Here is a 17602-nt window from a genome sequence, read left to right on the forward strand (position 1 = left end):
ACCATTTACAACAGTTGCAGCCAAGAAGCGGTATCTAATTTGAAACACGCTTAACTTTACCGTGTTCAGTTATCTAAATAACTATCCACCATGTTATACACCGTAATTAATGATCAGTTTATTCCGGCGCATGAGGCTCAACTACACGTAAGCGACCTGGCCATACATCGCGGCTATGCCATATTTGATTTTTTCAAAACGGAAAATGGTAAGCCGGTTTTCATTGATGACCACCTTGATCGCTTTTACCGGTCGGCCCGTTTTATGCACCTTGAGATGATTCACACGCGTGATGAACTTAAAATTTTGATACGCGAGTTAATGAAGAAGAATAACCTACCTAATTCGGGTATACGTATTACTTTAACCGGCGGATACGCAGAAGATGGCTACACCCTTGCAAAAAGCAACATAATTATTACGCAGCAAGCTATTAAGGTTAAACCTTTAAATATTGAAGGCATAAAGCTTGCTACCTATTCGCACCAGCGTCAGTTTTCTCAGGCTAAAACTATTGACTACCAAATGGCCATATGGCTGCAGCCTTATATGCGCGAACAAGGTGCAAACGATATATTATATCATCACAACAACATAGTGCGCGAGTGCCCGCGCGCTAATTTTTTTATTGTAACTCAAAACAACGAAATACTTACAACAGCAACAGACGTTTTGAAAGGGATTATACGCAAACAAGTTCTTAGTCTTGCCAACACAGGTTTCACAATCAGAGAACAGGACATTTCTTTAGATGACGTTTTCAATTGTAAAGAAGCCTTCATAACCAGTACAACCAAAAATATTTTACCGGTAGCTCAAATAAACCAACATTTAATAGGCAACGGCAAGGCGGGTGAAATAACTACTGCGCTATCAAAACAACTCGCGGTAGTAATTGCAAATAACGCAGAATGGTAACTTTGTTAAGGCATTATAGAGATCTATGTCAAACCAAATGTGTTTGTAAGAGTTATATGAGCAAAATCACTAATATATGAACAGTTTCTTCAAAGCATTAATAGCCGGTTGGGGCGCAAAAAAATTAGGTGGCGGATGTTTATCAACCGTTGTAATATTTATTGTTATATACACCTTACTAGGTAAATGTGATAACCGTGCCGATGCCGCCATCAAATATAAAAAGCCGGCTCACGTTGTTACGCAGTATCAGCACAAACGTTAAAAGGCATTTAATCTAAGCGACAAAAATTTCCACTTATGCAAAATTTGGTGTATTTTGCAATACACTCTGCATATGAATTTTTTGTCGCATTTTTATTTTGACCGCAATAATGCAAACTGTTACCATGTATTGGGTACAGTGCTGCCAGACTTGCTCAAAAATGCTGATAAATCAGCAATGCTGCATCCCGAGAAGCACTCCTATCCAAATGCGCCAACACGTTACCTGTATGATGGCTGGATAAAACATTTAGAGGTTGACAGGCATTTTCATAATTCGGAGTTTTTTAAACACCATTCGCACCAGTTAAAATTACACCTCCGACCGGCCATCACGGGATCGCCCGTTAAACCGTTTTTTTTAGGGCACATTGCCCTTGAGCTCATCCTCGACAATCTCCTCCTCACCACTCAGCAAATTTCGGCCAGCAACTTTTATGATCATTTGCAAAACTGCAATGATGATGCAATCAGAGAGTTTTTGATGATAAGCGATTTCAAAAACCCTGAAGTATTTCTTCAATTCTTTAAGAGGTTTAAAACTGATAGATATCTTCACACATACGCTCAAACCGAAAAAGTAGCGTATGCACTTAAACGCATTTGCATGCGTATTTGGAACAATCCGTTTTTACCAGAGCAGGAAGAAGCCATAAACCAGGTTATCATCAGTTATCGGGAATCACTATTGCCTGAATTTTTATCGGTGTTTGATGAAGTAGACACCTTGATAAATGATTCTCCTACGCAGTAAACAGTACTTTCGACCCTTGAGACCTAATTAAAAAAGGTTTTCCCACTTCGTCTCATTAATAACGCCTTGTTTGTGCTGCGATAAAACCACTATTAATGTGGAAATAAAAAACACATTTAGTTCAATATCAGCATATTTTATTTTTTTATAAAAGAAAAATATATCTACCTTTGCAGTCCCAATTGATTTGGGAAAAGGAGACAATTTATTTAATGGCAAAAAAACAAGAAGCAGAAAAAGAATTGAAATCTAAACAGGCTGAGCTGGAGACAGTTGGTTCTGTAAAAGAGAAAGAAAACATTGAGTCAGAAGCTGATTCAATTTCTATTGATGAAATCAAATCAAAAATCGCAGCAGCACAGGCAGACTTTGACTGGGATGCAGACGACAAAAAATTTGGTAATTACAGCGATGCTGAGCGCGAAAAATTTGAGCAAATGTACGATGGTACTTTTAACTCAATTAACCAGGGCGAAATCATCACCGGTACTGTAGTAAACATCAATAACAAAGACGTGGTATTAAACATCGGTTTCAAATCTGATGGTATGGTATCATTGTCTGAATTCCGTGATATGCCTGATTTGAAAATCGGGGATGCTGTTGACGTATTCGTTGAGTCGCAGGAAGATGCTAACGGTCAGTTGGTACTTTCACGCAAACGTGCTAAAACACAAAAATCATGGGAGCGCATTAATGATGCATTAACTAACGACGAAATCATCACAGGCTTTGTTAAGAGCCGTACTAAAGGTGGTTTAATTGTTGATATAATGGGCGTTGAAGCCTTCTTACCAGGTTCACAAATCGATATCAAGCCTATTCGCGATTACGATGTGTACGTTGGTAAAACTATGGAGTTCAAAGTTGTTAAAATCAACCACGAGTTTAAAAACGTAGTGGTATCACACAAAGTGTTGATTGAAGACGATTTAGAAAACCAAAAAATTGAAATTGTTGCCCGCCTTGAAAAAGGCCAGGTATTGGAAGGTACCGTTAAAAACATTACTGATTTCGGTGTATTCATCGACCTTGGTGGTGTAGACGGCTTACTTCACATTACTGATATCTCCTGGGGCCGTATTGAGCATCCGAAAGAAGTATTGGCATTGGATCAGAAGATCAACGTTGTTGTTCTTGACTTTGATGACGAGAAAAAACGTATTGCTCTGGGCTTAAAACAATTAACCCCGCATCCTTGGCAAAATCTTGACGAAGCTATCCAGGTAGGTTCTAAAGTAAAAGGTAAAATTGTTACCGTTGCTGATTACGGCGCATTCCTTGAAATCACTCCAGGTGTTGAAGGTTTGATCCACGTATCAGAAATGTCATGGTCACAAAACCTGCGTAACCCTCAGGAATTCCTTAAAGTTGGTGACGAAGTTGAAGCTCAGGTTTTAACTTTAGACCGCGAGGAGCGCAAAATGAGCTTAGGTATTAAACAATTAACTCCTGATCCATGGCAAAATGCTGCTGAGCGTTACTCTGTAGGTACTCAGCACGTTGCTACAGTTAAAAACATGACCAACTTTGGTGTGTTTGTTGAACTGGAAGACGGAATTGACGGCTTAATTCACATCTCTGACCTTTCATGGTCTAAAAAAGTAAATCACCCTAACGAGTTTACTAAAGTAGGCGAAAAATTAGACGTGGTTGTTTTAGAACTTGATGTTGAGAACCGTAAATTAAGCTTAGGCCACAAACAACTGGAAGAAAACCCTTGGGATACTTTTGAAACAATCTTCACTGTAGATTCAGTTCATGAAGGTACTGTATTAAAAGTAACTGATAAAGGTGCTGTTGTAGCTCTTCCTTACGGTGTTGAAGGCTTTGCTCCTACCAAACACTTAGTGAAAGAAGACGGCAAATCTTTAAAAGCTGAAGAAACTGCTGAATTCAAAATCATTGAGTTTGGAAAAGACAACAAGCGTATCGTTATATCTCACTCTCGTATTTGGGAAGATGTACGTGCAGAAGCCAGAGTTCAAGACTTTGAAAACCGCAAAAAAGAAGCGAAAGCTGCTAACAGCGCTGTTAAAAAAGTAAAAGAATCTGTTGAGAAATCAACCCTTGGCGACCTGAGCGTATTAGCTCAATTAAAAGAGCAGATGGAAGGTGCTGAAAACAAAGCACGCAAATCTAACGAGGATTCTAAATAGTCATTAAATTCTCCCTTTTATAAAAGCCTGTGCCTCAAAGCACAGGCTTTTTTTTGGTATTTTTTTTGCTGTATGTTGTATCAGTAAGCGCTTTTTAATCGTATTATAATAAACTTTAACTCAGTAAATGCGTAATTTTACCACGCCTTAACACATTTACTATTATAAGAATATACTATGCCTACAGGGACAAAACTCTACAACCCCCTAACCCAAAAAACGTTTCATGTGTTACACAGCGCTCAAGATACCGGCGGCGAATACGTGCGTTTTAAATGTGTGGCTAATGCCGAAAGCAAAAAGAAAAGCGGCTTTGTACACATACACCCGTCACAAACAGAAATTATAACCGTTGAATCGGGAAGTATGATTGCTGTGGTAAACGGTAAGAAAGTTCGGTATGATGCCGGCGAAATGCTCGTTATAAAACCGGGCGATGCCCACCAATGGTGGAACGCAAGTACAACTCAGGAACTCACTCTAATTACTGAAATCAGACCTGCTCTAAAAACAGAACAGCTGTACAGAACTACATGCGCGTTTGCGCAGGCAAAGCACAACGATTCGGCAAATGGTCCAAATTTATTGCACCTTGCCGTTATGCTTGATCATTATTCAGACATGTACGTAGTAGCCGGCAAATGGACACTACTTAAAAAAGCAGCTTTCAAAGTGATGGCTACCATAGGCCGCTTAAAAGGCTACACCGCCGAATTGCCTTACAAACAATTAGCAACCAATACCGGCCGGTAAATGTTTATATGATAACATACAACATGACCGGTTAAGGCACAGCGTGTTGTATGTTATTAATTATTCTCATTATTGCAGCTAATGCATACTTTTGCAACCAATGCCCAATTTGGTTAGTAAGCCTTTGAACACACATTCTATAGCCGTTACGTTTGATGATAACTACATGCAGCATGCCTGCGTTATGTTGCAGTCACTAAATACTTTTCTGCACAACGATGTTAAGGTATATTGTATATACAACAATCTTAAAGAAAATAACAGGCAACTCCTTAAAAAGCATTTTGCCGGTAGTCAAATCAAATTAGAGTTTATTGAGTTTGATAAAGCGGTTTTACCGCTGTTACCTATCAAAGAAAATGATCATGTGTCCGAAGCAGCATTTTTCAGGATATGGTTACCATACTTGCTACCGGAAGAAAAACAGGTGCTGTTTCTAGACACCGATTTAGTCATTAACGGAGATATAAGTCCGCTCCTGCAATTAGATATATCGGCCTGCGCTTTGGCTGCCATTCCGGATAGTATGAGTGAGGAGAAAAAGGCAACGCTTGGCATACCTCCAACGTCATATTATTTCAACTCAGGTGTAATGTTAATGAACCTGGTTTATTTCAGGCAACATAAGCTAACACAAAAATTATCAGAATTTATAGCCAACTTCCCGCAATTATGTGAATTTTGGGATCAGGATGCATTCAACGGCGTCATCAAAGGCGACTTTTATGTTCTGGAACCAAAGTACAACGCGCAATCCTGGCACTTTGAACAAAATTGTAATGCAGGGTTTACAGAAGTCGCCACTAATCAAACGATTGTTCATTTTACCGGGGCAGGTCCTAATAAGCCATGGTTGTTTCATAACCAACATCCGCTTAAAAAACTGTATTACCATTACCTGGTAAAAACGCCTTTTGCAAATTATATACCTCCTGATATTCCACGTAGCTGGCGGATTTTCAGGGTAATTCGTTTTATGATATACAAGTATCTGTCATAAGCGCATAATCAATTACCTAATTGCTTATCATTTTTTTTACCTTTGCCCAAATCTACTTCAACGATGCAGAATTTGACGTTGCTTGATGGCCCTAAGTTTCAAATTACCATTCAGCGCCTTTGCAGGCAACTGATAGAAAATCATAACGACTTTTCAAACGCTATTTTAATCGGTATTCAGCCAAGGGGAATTTACCTGGCCCGCAGGGTTGCCGATGAATTGCGTAAGATTTTGAACAAGCCAATTCTTCAGGGCGATTTGGATATTACCTTTTACCGCGATGATTTTCGCAGGCGTGAAGGCCCGCTGGTACCTAATCAAACTAAAATAGATTTTATTATTGAAGGTAAGAATGTAGTGTTGATGGATGACGTGCTTTGGACAGGCCGTACCATTAGGGCAGCCATGGACGCCATGCTGGCCTTTGGCCGCCCGGGTAAGGTTGAATTGCTCACCCTGGTTGACCGTAGGTATTCAAGACACATACCTGTAACTGCTGACTATACCGGCATTGAGGTGGATTCCATTGCATCACAAAAGGTTGTTGTAAGCTGGAAAGAAACCGATGGCGAAGACAAGATAGTGTTACTATCCGAAGAGTTATAAATGATGTCAGATTTCGAAATCTGAAGGTAATCTTCTCTCAAAACAACAAGACTTAAGGCACTTCAAGTGCCGGCTAAATATAAATCCGAAATCGAACACTCGATATCCGAAAATAAAAATGGGACTAAGCACACGACATTTATTAGGCATTAAAGATTTAAACCGCAACGATATTGAGCTGATTTTTAACACGGCCGATACGTTTAAAGATGTAATAAACCGCCCTATAAAGAAAGTGCCGTCACTACGTGATGTTACCATAGCCAATATCTTCTTTGAAAATTCTACCCGTACGCGTTTATCGTTTGAATTGGCAGAGCGTCGTCTTTCGGCCGATACGCTGAACTTTGCGGCCTCATCCTCATCAGTAAGCAAGGGAGAAACCTTGATTGACACGGTAAACAACATACTGGCCATGAAGGTGGATATGGTTGTTATGCGCCATCCCTACGCCGGTGCGGGTGTATTTCTGTCAAAACATGTTAAAGCCCAAATTGTGAATGCCGGCGACGGCGCTCACGAGCATCCTACACAGGCATTGTTAGATGCTTTTTCAATACGCGAAAAACTCGGTGATGTTGAAGGTAAAAAAATAGTTATAGTGGGCGATATTTTGCACTCACGTGTTGCCCTTTCAAACATATTATGCCTTAAACAATTAGGTGCCGAGGTAATGGTGTGCGGCCCTACAACGCTTATACCAAAATACATAGGTTCATTAGGTGTTAAGGTTGAGCATGATTTAAGGAAAGCGCTTAACTGGTGCGATGTAGCCAACATGCTGCGTATACAATTGGAACGTCAGGATATCAAATACTTTCCGTCACTACGTGAGTACACTATGCTATATGGTCTTGATAAGCAGATACTGGATAGCCTTAATAAAGAGATACTGGTAATGCACCCGGGCCCTATTAACCGCGGCGTTGAAATTACCAGCGACGTGGCAGATAGCAAGCAATCGCTTATATTAGACCAGGTTGAAAATGGTGTTGCTGTACGCATGGCCGTATTATACTTATTAGCAGGGCAATCAGGAGCATAATTACAGGGTATGATAACATTCCAACTGCTGAACAACTACGTCTTAAAAATTGAGCCGGAAAAGGAGAAAGCCAGCCGGCTTAAGCTTATTGTAAAGCAAATGGGCAAAGAACTCGTTTGCCGCAAGGAAGGGTTAAACCCACTGCTTGATTTTTTATATAATAACGAGGAACACCTTTTTAAGGGCCGCCTACGGCTCAGCAAAAAGAAAGGCACAATTACCGTTTACTTAAACGACGAAGTAATTGGTACCATAGGCTCAAGAGATTTGCTTGAAAAGCTGGAAAAGCTATAATTGCTGAATAAAATCACTAGAACTCCCCCCGGCAACGCCTTAGTTACATGGCAATCTTTTTATAACTAGTTAAGAATAATTAGTTTAAAGTTTTAGCTAACTAATTAGTCGTTTCTTCCTTATTTGCAGCCGCTTTGTCATCAACCGTACCACCGTCGCGTATTTCATCTGTGGCTGCAAGAATAATTTTATCGCCCGCTTTAAGATTTTTGCTGTACACCTGCACCCCATCTTTGCTTTGCAGTCCTTTTTGCACATCAACCCATTCGGCTTTATGATTTCCTGCTACCCGTATTACAAACATTTTTTCGGTTGATTGTACCAGGGCTGTTTTAGGAACAACAAATGAACTGTCTTTTGACTTTAAAGGAATACTCACCTCGGCATACATACCCGGTAAAAGAACCTTTTTCGGATTTTCCACATCCGTCTCTAATCTCTCTGATCTCAACCGGGCATCTAGCGCACCGGCAGCACGTTTTACCTTGGCGGTAAATTCCTTTTCGGGCAGAGCACGCACTGTAAAGCTAACTTCTTCCTGACCTGTTAAAGCACCCGTACTCATTTCAGGCACCGATATTACCAAACGCAATTTCTTTTGCTGCTGAACTATAAATAAAGGCAAATCAGACCCTTTCCCATTTGGGCCAACATAGGCGCCCATGCTGGCATTACGCTCGCTTACAACGCCGTCAAACGGCGCACGTATTTGCAGGTATTGCAAGTTTTGGCTAACCTCCTGTAAACCTGCCTTAGCAGCCTCAACGTTAGCATAGTCTGACTTTTGACGTGCATTGGCCAGGTCAATATCGTTTTGTGCAATGGTGCCCGGGGTTTTAGCCGTGTTTACCAAACGATCATAATTTGCCTTACTTGCCAGGTATACTGCTTCCTGCTGCTTAACACGCGCACGTGCCGATGCCAATTGCGAATTAATTTCAGGTGCTTCCAAAATAATCATCAGCTGTCCTTTGCGCACTTCCGAACCCACATCAACCAGATATTTTTTTACGTAGCTGTTTAATTTGGCATAAATACTTACCTGCTGATAAGGCGTAAGTTCGCCCGGTACTTGTAAAGAAGACATCATTTTGCTTTTCTCTAAAACAACAGTTTCTACCGGAGGCACACCGTTTTCACTTTGCTCTTCCGCTGCATTTGCTTTCTTTTCATTGTGACAGGCGCTTAAGCTCAAAACACCGGCTAAACTTAACATTAACACTGGTGCAACAATTTGGCTTCGTAGGTTTTTCATTTTGTATTTATACAGTAGCAATTTATCTATTAATAATTCAGCAGCTCATTTTATTCGGCATCACGTGCTGGTACATATTCTGGCACGTAATATTTGCTTTCTGAATCTTCAGGGTCGAGTGATACAGACTGTGTAGTGGTTTTTCCTTGAACCCAGGCAAATACCAGCGGAAGTATGATTAGCGAGGCAAAGGTTGAAAAAATAAGTCCGCCTATAACCGCACGTCCTAAGGGTGATGTTTGATCGCCGCCCTCGCCAAGCCCCGATGCCATAGGTATCATACCTACAATCATGGCTAAACTGGTCATTAAAATTGGGCGTAACCTCAATGCCACTGATTCACGGGCTGATTTTAAGGCATTGCCATTAACCATACGTAGCTCCTCAGCGTTAGTAATCAACAACACCGAGTTGGAAATAGCCACACCAACGGCCATAATCATACCCATGTATGATTGAAGATTAAGCGTAGCTCCAGTACCCCAAACCAGCAATAAAGAGCCTAATATAACCGCCGGAACGGTTGAAAGTACCACCAGTGAAACTTTAAAGGACTGGAAGTTGGCGGTAAGCATTAAAAAAATCACCACAATAGCAACCAACAAGCCGTTTTGTAAACTACCTAAAGTATCATCGAGGGTTTGACCTAAACCGCGTGGTTCAATGGTTAAACCGCGTGGCAATTCGCCCAGGTTTGTTATCACTTCCTTTACGTCACCTAAGGCACTGCCCAAATCTTTATTATCAAGGTTTGCCGTTACCGATAGCGTAGGGATTGCACCAATGTTATCATTTTCACCATATGTAGTATCTATTTTAACGGTTGCAACGTCACTCAAAACTGGTCGGCGCTGGTTAGCCATAACCGGAATTTCCTTAATATCATTTACACTGGCCATTTGGTATTCAGGTACCTGAACCTGCACGTTGTAACTTAAGCCTACTTTTTCGTCGAGCCAAACGTTCTTTTCGGTAAAGCGTGATGATGACGTAGAGGCAGTCAAAGAGCGTGATATTTCACCAACCCCAATTCCCAATTGTGCAGCACGCGCCCTGTCAATATTTATGTTTATTGCTGGATACTTAAATGATTGCGCAATTTGCACATCACGCAGGTACTTTATTTTTTTTAACTCGCGGAGCACTTTATAAGCGTACGCCACATTTTGCTTTTTGTTCTTGCTGGTAATAGCCACCTCAACAGGTGTTGGCGACCCCTGGCTTAAAATTTTGTCGGTAAGGTCAATTGGCTCAAAAGATACTTTAGCGTTTGGAATACTCCTTTTAACCTCACGCCGCAACTTTTCTTTAAGATCGTCAAGCGAACCTTCATACTCTTCGGTCAATGCAGCTTGAATTACAGCTTCCTGCGGCCCGGCCATAAACAGGTAAATGGGGCTGGTTGAGAACTGTGAAGGGTGCTGACCTACAAAAGCCGACGTTACCGCTATTTTATCTTTACCAACAACCTTACTTAATATTTTAAGCGCTTCCACGGTTGCCATTTCTGTACGTTCTAAACGGGTGCCATCGGGCAAGCGTAAACGCATTTGAAACGTGCCTGATTCAACCTTAGGCAATACATCACGGCCAATGATGTTAAACATAAGTACAGCTAAACCACCAGCCACTACGATGTAAATGCTCACAATCCACTTGCTTTTGGGCAGCATGGCATCCATACAACGCATAAACCAATGCCTGAATTTATCAAATTTGCTTTCTTTAGTTCCATGCTCCTGCAAGGCATGCCTTGCCGAGGCTTTTTTCATTTCATGTTCGTCTTCTTCACCACGGCTATATGCTGCGTTTTCATGATCGTTTTTCATTAACCAGTTGGCCATTATGGGCACAAATGTTTGCGCTAAAAAGTACGATGTAATCATGGAAAAGCCAATGGCCAGCGCAAGGGGCAGGAACAACGCACCCGGAATACCCGTCATGGTGAAAGCCGGTGCAAATACGGCCAAAATACAAAACAGGATGAGCAGCTTGGGGAAAGCGATTTCCTTACAGGCATCCCATATAGCCAACGCCTTGGGTTTACCCATGGCAAAATGCTGGTGTATGTTTTCAATGGTAACGGTTGATTCATCTACCAAAATACCTATGGCGAGCGACAAGCCACTCAAGGTCATAATGTTAATGGTTTGACCAAATAGCTTTAAAAACAATATACCCGACACAATAGATGCTGGTATAGTAAGGATAACGATAAGCGCGCCTCTCCTGTCGCCCAAAAACAATAAAACCATTAAGCCAGTTAGTATAGCGCCTATTGCGCCTTCCTCGGCTAAACTTTTAACAGCATTAATTACGTAGGTTGATTGATCAAACACGTATGAAAGCTGCACATCCTCGGGTAACAATGCCTGAAAACGCGGAATAGCTTTTTTTAGGTTCTGCACCACTTCCCAGGTAGAGGCATCGGCAGATTTGGTTATGGGTAAATAAACCGAACGTTTGCCGTTAACCAATGCATAACTGCTGGTAATGTCGGCACCATCTTCCACGGTGGCTACATCTTTTAAAAATACGGTTTGTATGTTATTACGGTAAAGCGGAATATCACCAAAATCTTTTACGGCTTTCATGGAAGTATTAGCCGGTGTGAGATAATTGTAATCACCTATGCGAACATTTCCTGCAGGTGAGTTGAGGTTATTTTCTCGGATGGAGGTAACAATTTGGTCGGGCGTTAAGTTGTGCGAACGCAGCAAAGTAGGATCTACCTTTACAACAACGGTACGCGTGTTACCACCAAAAGGTGCCGGAGATACTAGACCCGGAACGGATGTAAATGATGAACGCACGTAAACGTTAGCCAAATCAAGCAACTCATTATTGGTACGCTTAGGGCTTGTTAAAACTAACTGACCAACCGGTAAGGTAGAGGCATCAAAACGCAAAATAAACGGCGGCTGCGAACCGGGCGGAAAGATAGCCTGAGCACGGTTGGTATAAGCTGATACCTCGGCTGCGGCCTGCGCCATGTTAGTGCCTTCGTAAAACGATAATTTAATAAGCGTTAAGCCTTGAATATTACGCGTTTCGATGCTTTTAACGCCCGACACATAAAGCAACAAGTTTACATACTGCTTGCCGAAGTACGACTCCATTTGTGTAGGTGTGTAACCACCATACGGATGCGACACATAAATCACCGGCAAATTTAAGTCGGGGAAAATGTCAATTTTGATACTGCGTATAGCGTTTAGCCCAAAAAAGAACAGGCCGGCAACTAATACAAGTATGGTGATGGGTTTACGAAGTGCAAATCTTATTAGTCCCATTTATGTGTTGCAGATGTTAGCTTAAAAGTTATTTATAAAAACGTCAAAATCGCCGGTTGAGGCAGCCTTGAATAGCAGCGCCTGCCAAACATTGTTATAAGCAATATAGTTGCTGGTTTCGGCCCGGTAAAGAGTATATAGTGCCTGCTGAAAATCTGTTATGGTGGCTAAGCCATTTTTATACAGTGTTGTTTTTTGCAAATATGCTTCATTTGCCGAGCGTATTTGTCCCGGTGCTTCGGCCGCGTTCTTCAGTGCGTTGCTTATACGCGTATTGGCAAGTACCTGTTGGTTGCGAAGCTGCTGGTCAACTAAGTCATACTCGTCCTGGTATTGCCTCGAAATTAACCTTTGCGATTGCACCTGATATTTTGTACGAAACAGGCTGCTGAAATTCCATGACGTTGCTATACCCACCAAATAGTTATAGCGTGTTGGATTAATGGCATCAATATAACTGCCTGTGTGAGCAACCGGAGTGTTGATAGCCGGAGCAAGCGTAAAGCCCGAACCCCTGCCCTGAAACGTACCCACGAATGAAAAGGTAGGCAGGGCAAAGGTTTTCTGATACCTTGCCTGCTCATCACTTACCTGTATACGGTCTTTATAGTACTGCAAAACCGGATGGGCTCCCTGTGCAACTGATGACTGCTTATCGGGCATCACGGGGTTGCGCACCAAAAAAGTACTATCGAGCGAAAAGTCTGCAGGCGGGTTTGCATAGCCCAGATATTGCGAAAGTTGGTTGACCTGCTCCTGCTCATTCTGCTGTGCGTTGGTAAGCTGAATTTTTGCGTTGGAAACCTCAGTATTGGCTAATGAAGAATCAACACCCGGGTTAAGCCCGTTTTTAACACGCGCTACTATTACTTTTCGTATTTCCTGTGTACGGTTAAGATTATCTTGCTGTACCTTAACCAGGCGTTGCCCGGCCAGCACATTGAGGTAGGCTGCAGCTATGCGAACCTTGTGCTGAAACTCCTGCTGACCTAAGTCGGCTTCATCACGGTTAACAATTTGCCTTTGAACCTTTATGCGCTCTGTTGCACGGCCAAATGCAAAAAAGTCCCAGTTTACGTTGGTAAGATAAAGCGCTCCAAATGCGGCATTCCAGCTTTGGTTTGGCAATGCAGGCCCCGATGATGAAACAGCCAGGCCACGGTAACCAATCAGCGGGCCATTTTGTCCATTAATGGTACCGTATGAGTTTTGAGCGGAGAAGTTAACGTCAGGTAAGTATTCGGCTTTTGTTTCTTTTAAATAAGCTTTTGATGAACCAAGCTGATTTTTTTTTGCCTTTATAGCCGGATAATTATTTACGCCCAGTTCCACAGCTTCTTTCATGCTTAAGGCCACAATATCCTGGGCGTTCACATTCAAAGCAGCAACTAAGCCTACAGCACAAAAGCTTAAATAAATTGATATTTTGCTAAACATCAGGCAGGGTAATTACAATAGAGATAGGCAAATGTAGTCCGTTTTAAAAAGAATATAAAACGATAAACATGCGTAAACGCTATTGTAAAGCCATTGTTGCCGGGCAAAGACATTTAAATGACAATCAAGCATTATATCTATGCTTAAACACAATTTAACTGATGCTAACCAATATCTAATCTATCGTTAAATTGCATTATATAACGCTCACTCATATAACTTGCAAGTTGTTAACACATCAAATCATCTGCTCTGCAACTTTGAGCCCGCTTGTTAATGCAGCTTCCACGGTTCCCATTGATGGGCCTTGATACATAAATTCACCGGCAAAAAAAAGTGTGCCATCAACCGGTTTATTCAGCAGCTCCAGGCTTTCTGTTGTATGTACGGTATCATAAGCGTAAGAACCATATACATATGGTTCAGCTGTCCAGTTAGCTACATGCCATGTAAGGAGTTTTTCCTTAAGCACTTCAACATCATAGTTGAATATGTGTGCAATCGAAGCAACGGCCTCATGCATTATTTGCTGATTTGTGTAACCGCTAAGCTTTACAGCGGCGGGCCCGCCTAACCAACCCGTAAGTAACGATGAATGCTGAGGTAACTGAGTCCACCATGTAGGTATTTTTTCATCAGAAAAAAGAAACATTGTATCACCAAGCTTTTCTCCGTGAAAGGCACTCACGTCAACATGCTCCCAAAAAGCTTCATCAAACTGTAAGAGTACCTTAATTATAGCCCCAAAACCCAGCTTTTGTAAAGCGGCAAAATGGCTGGGGATTTCGGGCTGTATTGTAATTTTACCTTTGGCCTTAGGTGAGGCTTGCCAAACACCAAGTGGAATAGCAAATATCACTTTTTTGGCTTCGTAAGCATCGCCATCAGTGGTTATTACGTTGACCTTTCCAGGCTTCCATGTAACCTGGTCGACCGCCGCATTTAAGAATATTTGACCATCTGAATGCTTAATCTCTTTGCTTAAATAGTCAATAAGAGAACAGTACCCATTATCAATACGGTATTGTGCGCTATCATCTTCACTTTCCCATTCATCGCGCATGGCAAAAGCACTAAGCTTTTCTGGGTCGGCTGTGTCATACCCTGCTGCATACCGCCTAACCGACTCACATAGCTTTTGATGTGAATCATCAGGGAAGTATTGTTTTAAGAATTCATTGAGTGATAAGTCGTGCTCAAGCTTGTGCAGTTGTTCAATAAGCTCATCCCAACCCTCCGTCATATTCTGGTCTTGCTTAAACTGCCCATTGCTGTAATGCCACATTTGCCCACTAGCAGCGTGATAAGTAAGCCCAGCCTTTTTTAGTAAACTCGAAGTAACAGGCAAGTCGCCATGTACAAACTCGGCGCCCAATTCGGCATGATTAAAAAATGATGTGTTGTGGAGCGTATGTATTCGCCCGCCGGTGCGGTTGCAGGCTTCAAGTACAACAACCTTTTTGCCAGCCTTACTTAAAGTATAAGCCGCCATTAAACCCGCCGCACCTGCTCCAATGATAAGCACGTCTGTGTTTTCCATAAAATGTAGATGGCGCAATGTAGGGATTTTTTTTAAGTGCAAAAATGCCAAAGGCGCCAGTGGCAAAGAAAGGCAGAACGAAATAACATGCCCCTTACGATTTATTAACCGTACAAAATGTGATTGAGGTGTGATACACACCTCAATCACATTAGCATGTTATCTTGAGTCCATCATAGGCAAGCTTAATTCCTTCAGGCAGTTCTTGTGACACATCAGCATATTTGCCCAATCTATGACTTATGTGCGTAAAATAAGTCTGTTCGGCACCAATCATTTTTGCAAAGGCAATAGCTTCATCAAAAGTAAAGTGCGATATGTGAGGCTGCTTTTGCAATGCATTTATAACTAATATTTTTGTACCCCTAATTTTTTCAACCTCAGCCGGTGTTACTGTTTTGGCATCAGTTAGATATGTGAAATCATCAATACGGAAGCCAAGCACCGGTAAGCGGTAATGCATTACCTCAATAGGTGTAAAGTTAACCTGGCCAATATTAAAGGGTTTGTCACTTATAGTATGTAGGTTGAGCTGCGGTATTCCCGGATATTTAAATGAAGCAAAAATGTAAGCAAATTCCTGCTTAAGTGATTGCTGCACCCTTTCGGTTGCGTAAATATCCATAGGAGCCTGCTGAACAAAATTAAATGCCCTTACATCATCCAAACCTGCAGTATGATCCTTATGCTCATGAGTATATACAATGGCATCCAGATGCTTTACTCCTTCGCGCAGCATTTGGTAACGAAAATCAGGTCCGCTATCAATAACAATAACCTTTCCCTCCGCTTCAATCATAATAGAGCTGCGTAAGCGTTTATCATGCTTATCAGTGGAGGTACACACCTCACAATCGCAGGCAATAATAGGTACGCCCTGTGATGTTCCTGTTCCTAAAAAAGTAATAATCACAGCTCCAGTTCGGTTTGTTTAATTTGATTTAATAATCCTAATTGCTTATCGTCAAGCCGCTTTACATCAATCTCCAACTGCCTTATCAGCTCGGTTACGGCTTGTATCTTACTTTCGAGGTTTGAAAACTTATTTACCACAATCATGCGGCTGTTTTGCAACAGGCAGGCATTAGTTTTAAAGTTACCCTTCTCGTACCTTACTTTGTACTCGGCAGCCTTCAACAAGTTTTCAAGCTTTTCAAGGGTATGATTTGTATTGGTAAGCATTAAAATCAAAAGTAATAAAAGTATTGCTATTTGGTAAGAATTTGCCCTTTCTGGTACATTACTACATAAATTTACCTTAAATGTATATTTACGCCTATCAGCAACCATTGTGTATAATATATTAAACCAACTCAAATGAAACACTTATACCTTATCAGTAAACTCTTCTGCCTTACTACCGCATTATTGCTTTCAGCCAGTGCTCATGCACAACAAAAAGGATTGCTTTGGCAAATAACCGGTAAAAACATTACCCAACCAACTTACCTTTTTGGTACCATTCATTTGTTTGATACTACCCTTTATCGCCTGCCCGATGCGGTAATGAATAAGCTTACCCAAACCAAAAAAGTTTATTTTGAGCTTGACTTCAGTAAAATTAACCCTGCCGAAATGCTGCCCCACATTATGATCAAAGACAGCACGCAGCAACTTGATAAATTATTTGACGCAACCACTTTGGACAAACTAAAAGACATTACAAAAACCTCACCCATGATGCAGGGTATGGGGCCAATGCTGTATAAATTTAAACCATTATTTTTAACAACTCTCCTGCTTAACAATGGCAAAGCCGTTACCATTGATATGGAAATGCAAAAACGTGCAGTTTCTTTAAAAGATAGCGTAGGCGGCCTGGAAACCGTTGCCGAACAAATGCAGGCCTTAGATGCGGTATCAATTGCTAAACAAGTACAAATGATGCAGGAGTTTATTAAAAGCTATACAACAGCTGACGAGCTTGTTAAAAAGCTTACTGAAATTTACGTTAAGCAAGACATTGAAAACCTTTTAACAGAATTAAATAACAATGCACCTATTGATGCCAGTTTTAACGAAGCGTTATTGGTAAAACGGAATATAACTATGGCCAATCGCATAGATAAGGTTTTAGGTAAGCAAAGTACGATGATAGCGGTTGGCAGTGGCCATTTAGGTGGAAAGGATGGCTTAATTATGTTATTAAAAGCGAAAGGCTATATATTGAAGAACGTCCCATTTGTCTTCGAGAAGGTAAAATAGCGTGCCGGGAGCGAACAACAGGTGTACGCTATCGAACGCTCACAGCATTAAATAAGAAACAACTTACTGATAACCAACA

16 protein-coding genes are annotated in these 17602 nt (G+C 41.4%); 10 read left to right on the forward strand and 6 right to left on the reverse strand.

The window, feature by feature from the left end:
* Positions 1 to 90 precede the first annotated feature (90 nt).
* The 9 genes from QZ407_RS15725 (at position 91) to QZ407_RS15765 (ending at position 7793) form a co-directional block, all read left to right on the forward strand.
* Positions 91 to 918 carry an aminotransferase class IV gene (locus QZ407_RS15725; RefSeq protein ID WP_295772774.1) on the forward strand — a complete coding sequence of 276 codons (828 nt, stop codon included), beginning with the start codon at positions 91 to 93 and terminating at the stop codon, positions 916 to 918.
* 76 nt (positions 919 to 994) lie between these two features.
* Positions 995 to 1183 (forward strand): hypothetical protein, encoded by a 189-nt coding sequence (locus QZ407_RS15730; RefSeq protein WP_295772776.1) that lies wholly within the window; start codon positions 995 to 997, stop codon positions 1181 to 1183.
* A gap of 72 nt (positions 1184 to 1255) precedes the next feature.
* Positions 1256 to 1936: a hypothetical protein gene (locus tag QZ407_RS15735; RefSeq protein WP_295772778.1), complete on the forward strand. Its 681-nt coding sequence runs from the start codon at positions 1256 to 1258 to the stop codon at positions 1934 to 1936.
* A gap of 212 nt (positions 1937 to 2148) precedes the next feature.
* Entirely contained in the window at positions 2149 to 4095 is a 1947-nt protein-coding gene (rpsA, locus tag QZ407_RS15740; RefSeq protein WP_157539364.1) for a 30S ribosomal protein S1, read from the forward strand.
* 177 nt (positions 4096 to 4272) lie between these two features.
* Positions 4273 to 4848, forward strand: coding sequence for a cupin domain-containing protein (locus QZ407_RS15745; protein WP_295772780.1), 576 nt, complete (start codon positions 4273 to 4275; stop codon positions 4846 to 4848).
* 100 nt (positions 4849 to 4948) lie between these two features.
* The gene (locus tag QZ407_RS15750; RefSeq protein ID WP_295772782.1) at positions 4949 to 5848 is read left to right on the forward strand and encodes a glycosyltransferase family 8 protein; all 900 of its coding nucleotides are present in this window, start codon (positions 4949 to 4951) and stop codon (positions 5846 to 5848) included.
* A 63-nt stretch (positions 5849 to 5911) separates the two neighbouring features.
* Positions 5912 to 6454 carry a bifunctional pyr operon transcriptional regulator/uracil phosphoribosyltransferase PyrR gene (gene pyrR, locus QZ407_RS15755; protein WP_157539367.1) on the forward strand — a complete coding sequence of 181 codons (543 nt, stop codon included), beginning with the start codon at positions 5912 to 5914 and terminating at the stop codon, positions 6452 to 6454.
* A 118-nt stretch (positions 6455 to 6572) separates the two neighbouring features.
* Positions 6573 to 7499 (forward strand): aspartate carbamoyltransferase catalytic subunit, encoded by a 927-nt coding sequence (locus tag QZ407_RS15760; protein ID WP_295772784.1) that lies wholly within the window; start codon positions 6573 to 6575, stop codon positions 7497 to 7499.
* A gap of 9 nt (positions 7500 to 7508) precedes the next feature.
* Positions 7509 to 7793 (forward strand): hypothetical protein, encoded by a 285-nt coding sequence (locus tag QZ407_RS15765; protein WP_157539369.1) that lies wholly within the window; start codon positions 7509 to 7511, stop codon positions 7791 to 7793.
* Between the two features lie 100 nt (positions 7794 to 7893).
* Here the strand turns inward: QZ407_RS15765 and QZ407_RS15770 are convergent, their stop codons facing one another.
* From QZ407_RS15770 to QZ407_RS15795, 6 genes are all read right to left on the reverse strand, one after another.
* A complete protein-coding gene (locus QZ407_RS15770; protein ID WP_295772787.1) occupies positions 7894 to 9048 on the reverse strand; it encodes an efflux RND transporter periplasmic adaptor subunit in 1155 nt (384 codons plus the stop codon).
* Between the two features lie 50 nt (positions 9049 to 9098).
* Positions 9099 to 12341 carry an efflux RND transporter permease subunit gene (locus tag QZ407_RS15775; protein WP_295772789.1) on the reverse strand — a complete coding sequence of 1081 codons (3243 nt, stop codon included), beginning with the start codon at positions 12339 to 12341 and terminating at the stop codon, positions 9099 to 9101.
* 21 nt (positions 12342 to 12362) lie between these two features.
* On the reverse strand, positions 12363 to 13778 hold the full coding sequence (locus QZ407_RS15780; protein ID WP_295772792.1) for a TolC family protein: 1416 nt from the start codon (positions 13776 to 13778) through the stop codon (positions 12363 to 12365).
* Positions 13779 to 14016: 238 nt separating this feature from the next.
* Positions 14017 to 15318 carry an NAD(P)/FAD-dependent oxidoreductase gene (locus QZ407_RS15785; RefSeq protein ID WP_295772794.1) on the reverse strand — a complete coding sequence of 434 codons (1302 nt, stop codon included), beginning with the start codon at positions 15316 to 15318 and terminating at the stop codon, positions 14017 to 14019.
* 151 nt (positions 15319 to 15469) lie between these two features.
* On the reverse strand, positions 15470 to 16231 hold the full coding sequence (locus tag QZ407_RS15790; RefSeq protein WP_295772795.1) for an MBL fold metallo-hydrolase: 762 nt from the start codon (positions 16229 to 16231) through the stop codon (positions 15470 to 15472).
* On the reverse strand, positions 16228 to 16500 hold the full coding sequence (locus QZ407_RS15795; RefSeq protein WP_295772797.1) for a hypothetical protein: 273 nt from the start codon (positions 16498 to 16500) through the stop codon (positions 16228 to 16230). The genes QZ407_RS15790 and QZ407_RS15795 overlap by 4 nt, the downstream gene beginning before the upstream one ends.
* A 135-nt stretch (positions 16501 to 16635) precedes the next feature.
* Here QZ407_RS15795 and QZ407_RS15800 point away from each other — a divergent pair, with 135 nt between their 5' ends.
* Positions 16636 to 17523 carry a TraB/GumN family protein gene (locus tag QZ407_RS15800; RefSeq protein ID WP_295772799.1) on the forward strand — a complete coding sequence of 296 codons (888 nt, stop codon included), beginning with the start codon at positions 16636 to 16638 and terminating at the stop codon, positions 17521 to 17523.
* Positions 17524 to 17602 lie beyond the last annotated feature (79 nt).

Origin of the sequence: uncultured Mucilaginibacter sp., from assembly GCF_913773635.1 — a bacterium.
Lineage (GTDB): Bacteria > Bacteroidota > Bacteroidia > Sphingobacteriales > Sphingobacteriaceae > Mucilaginibacter.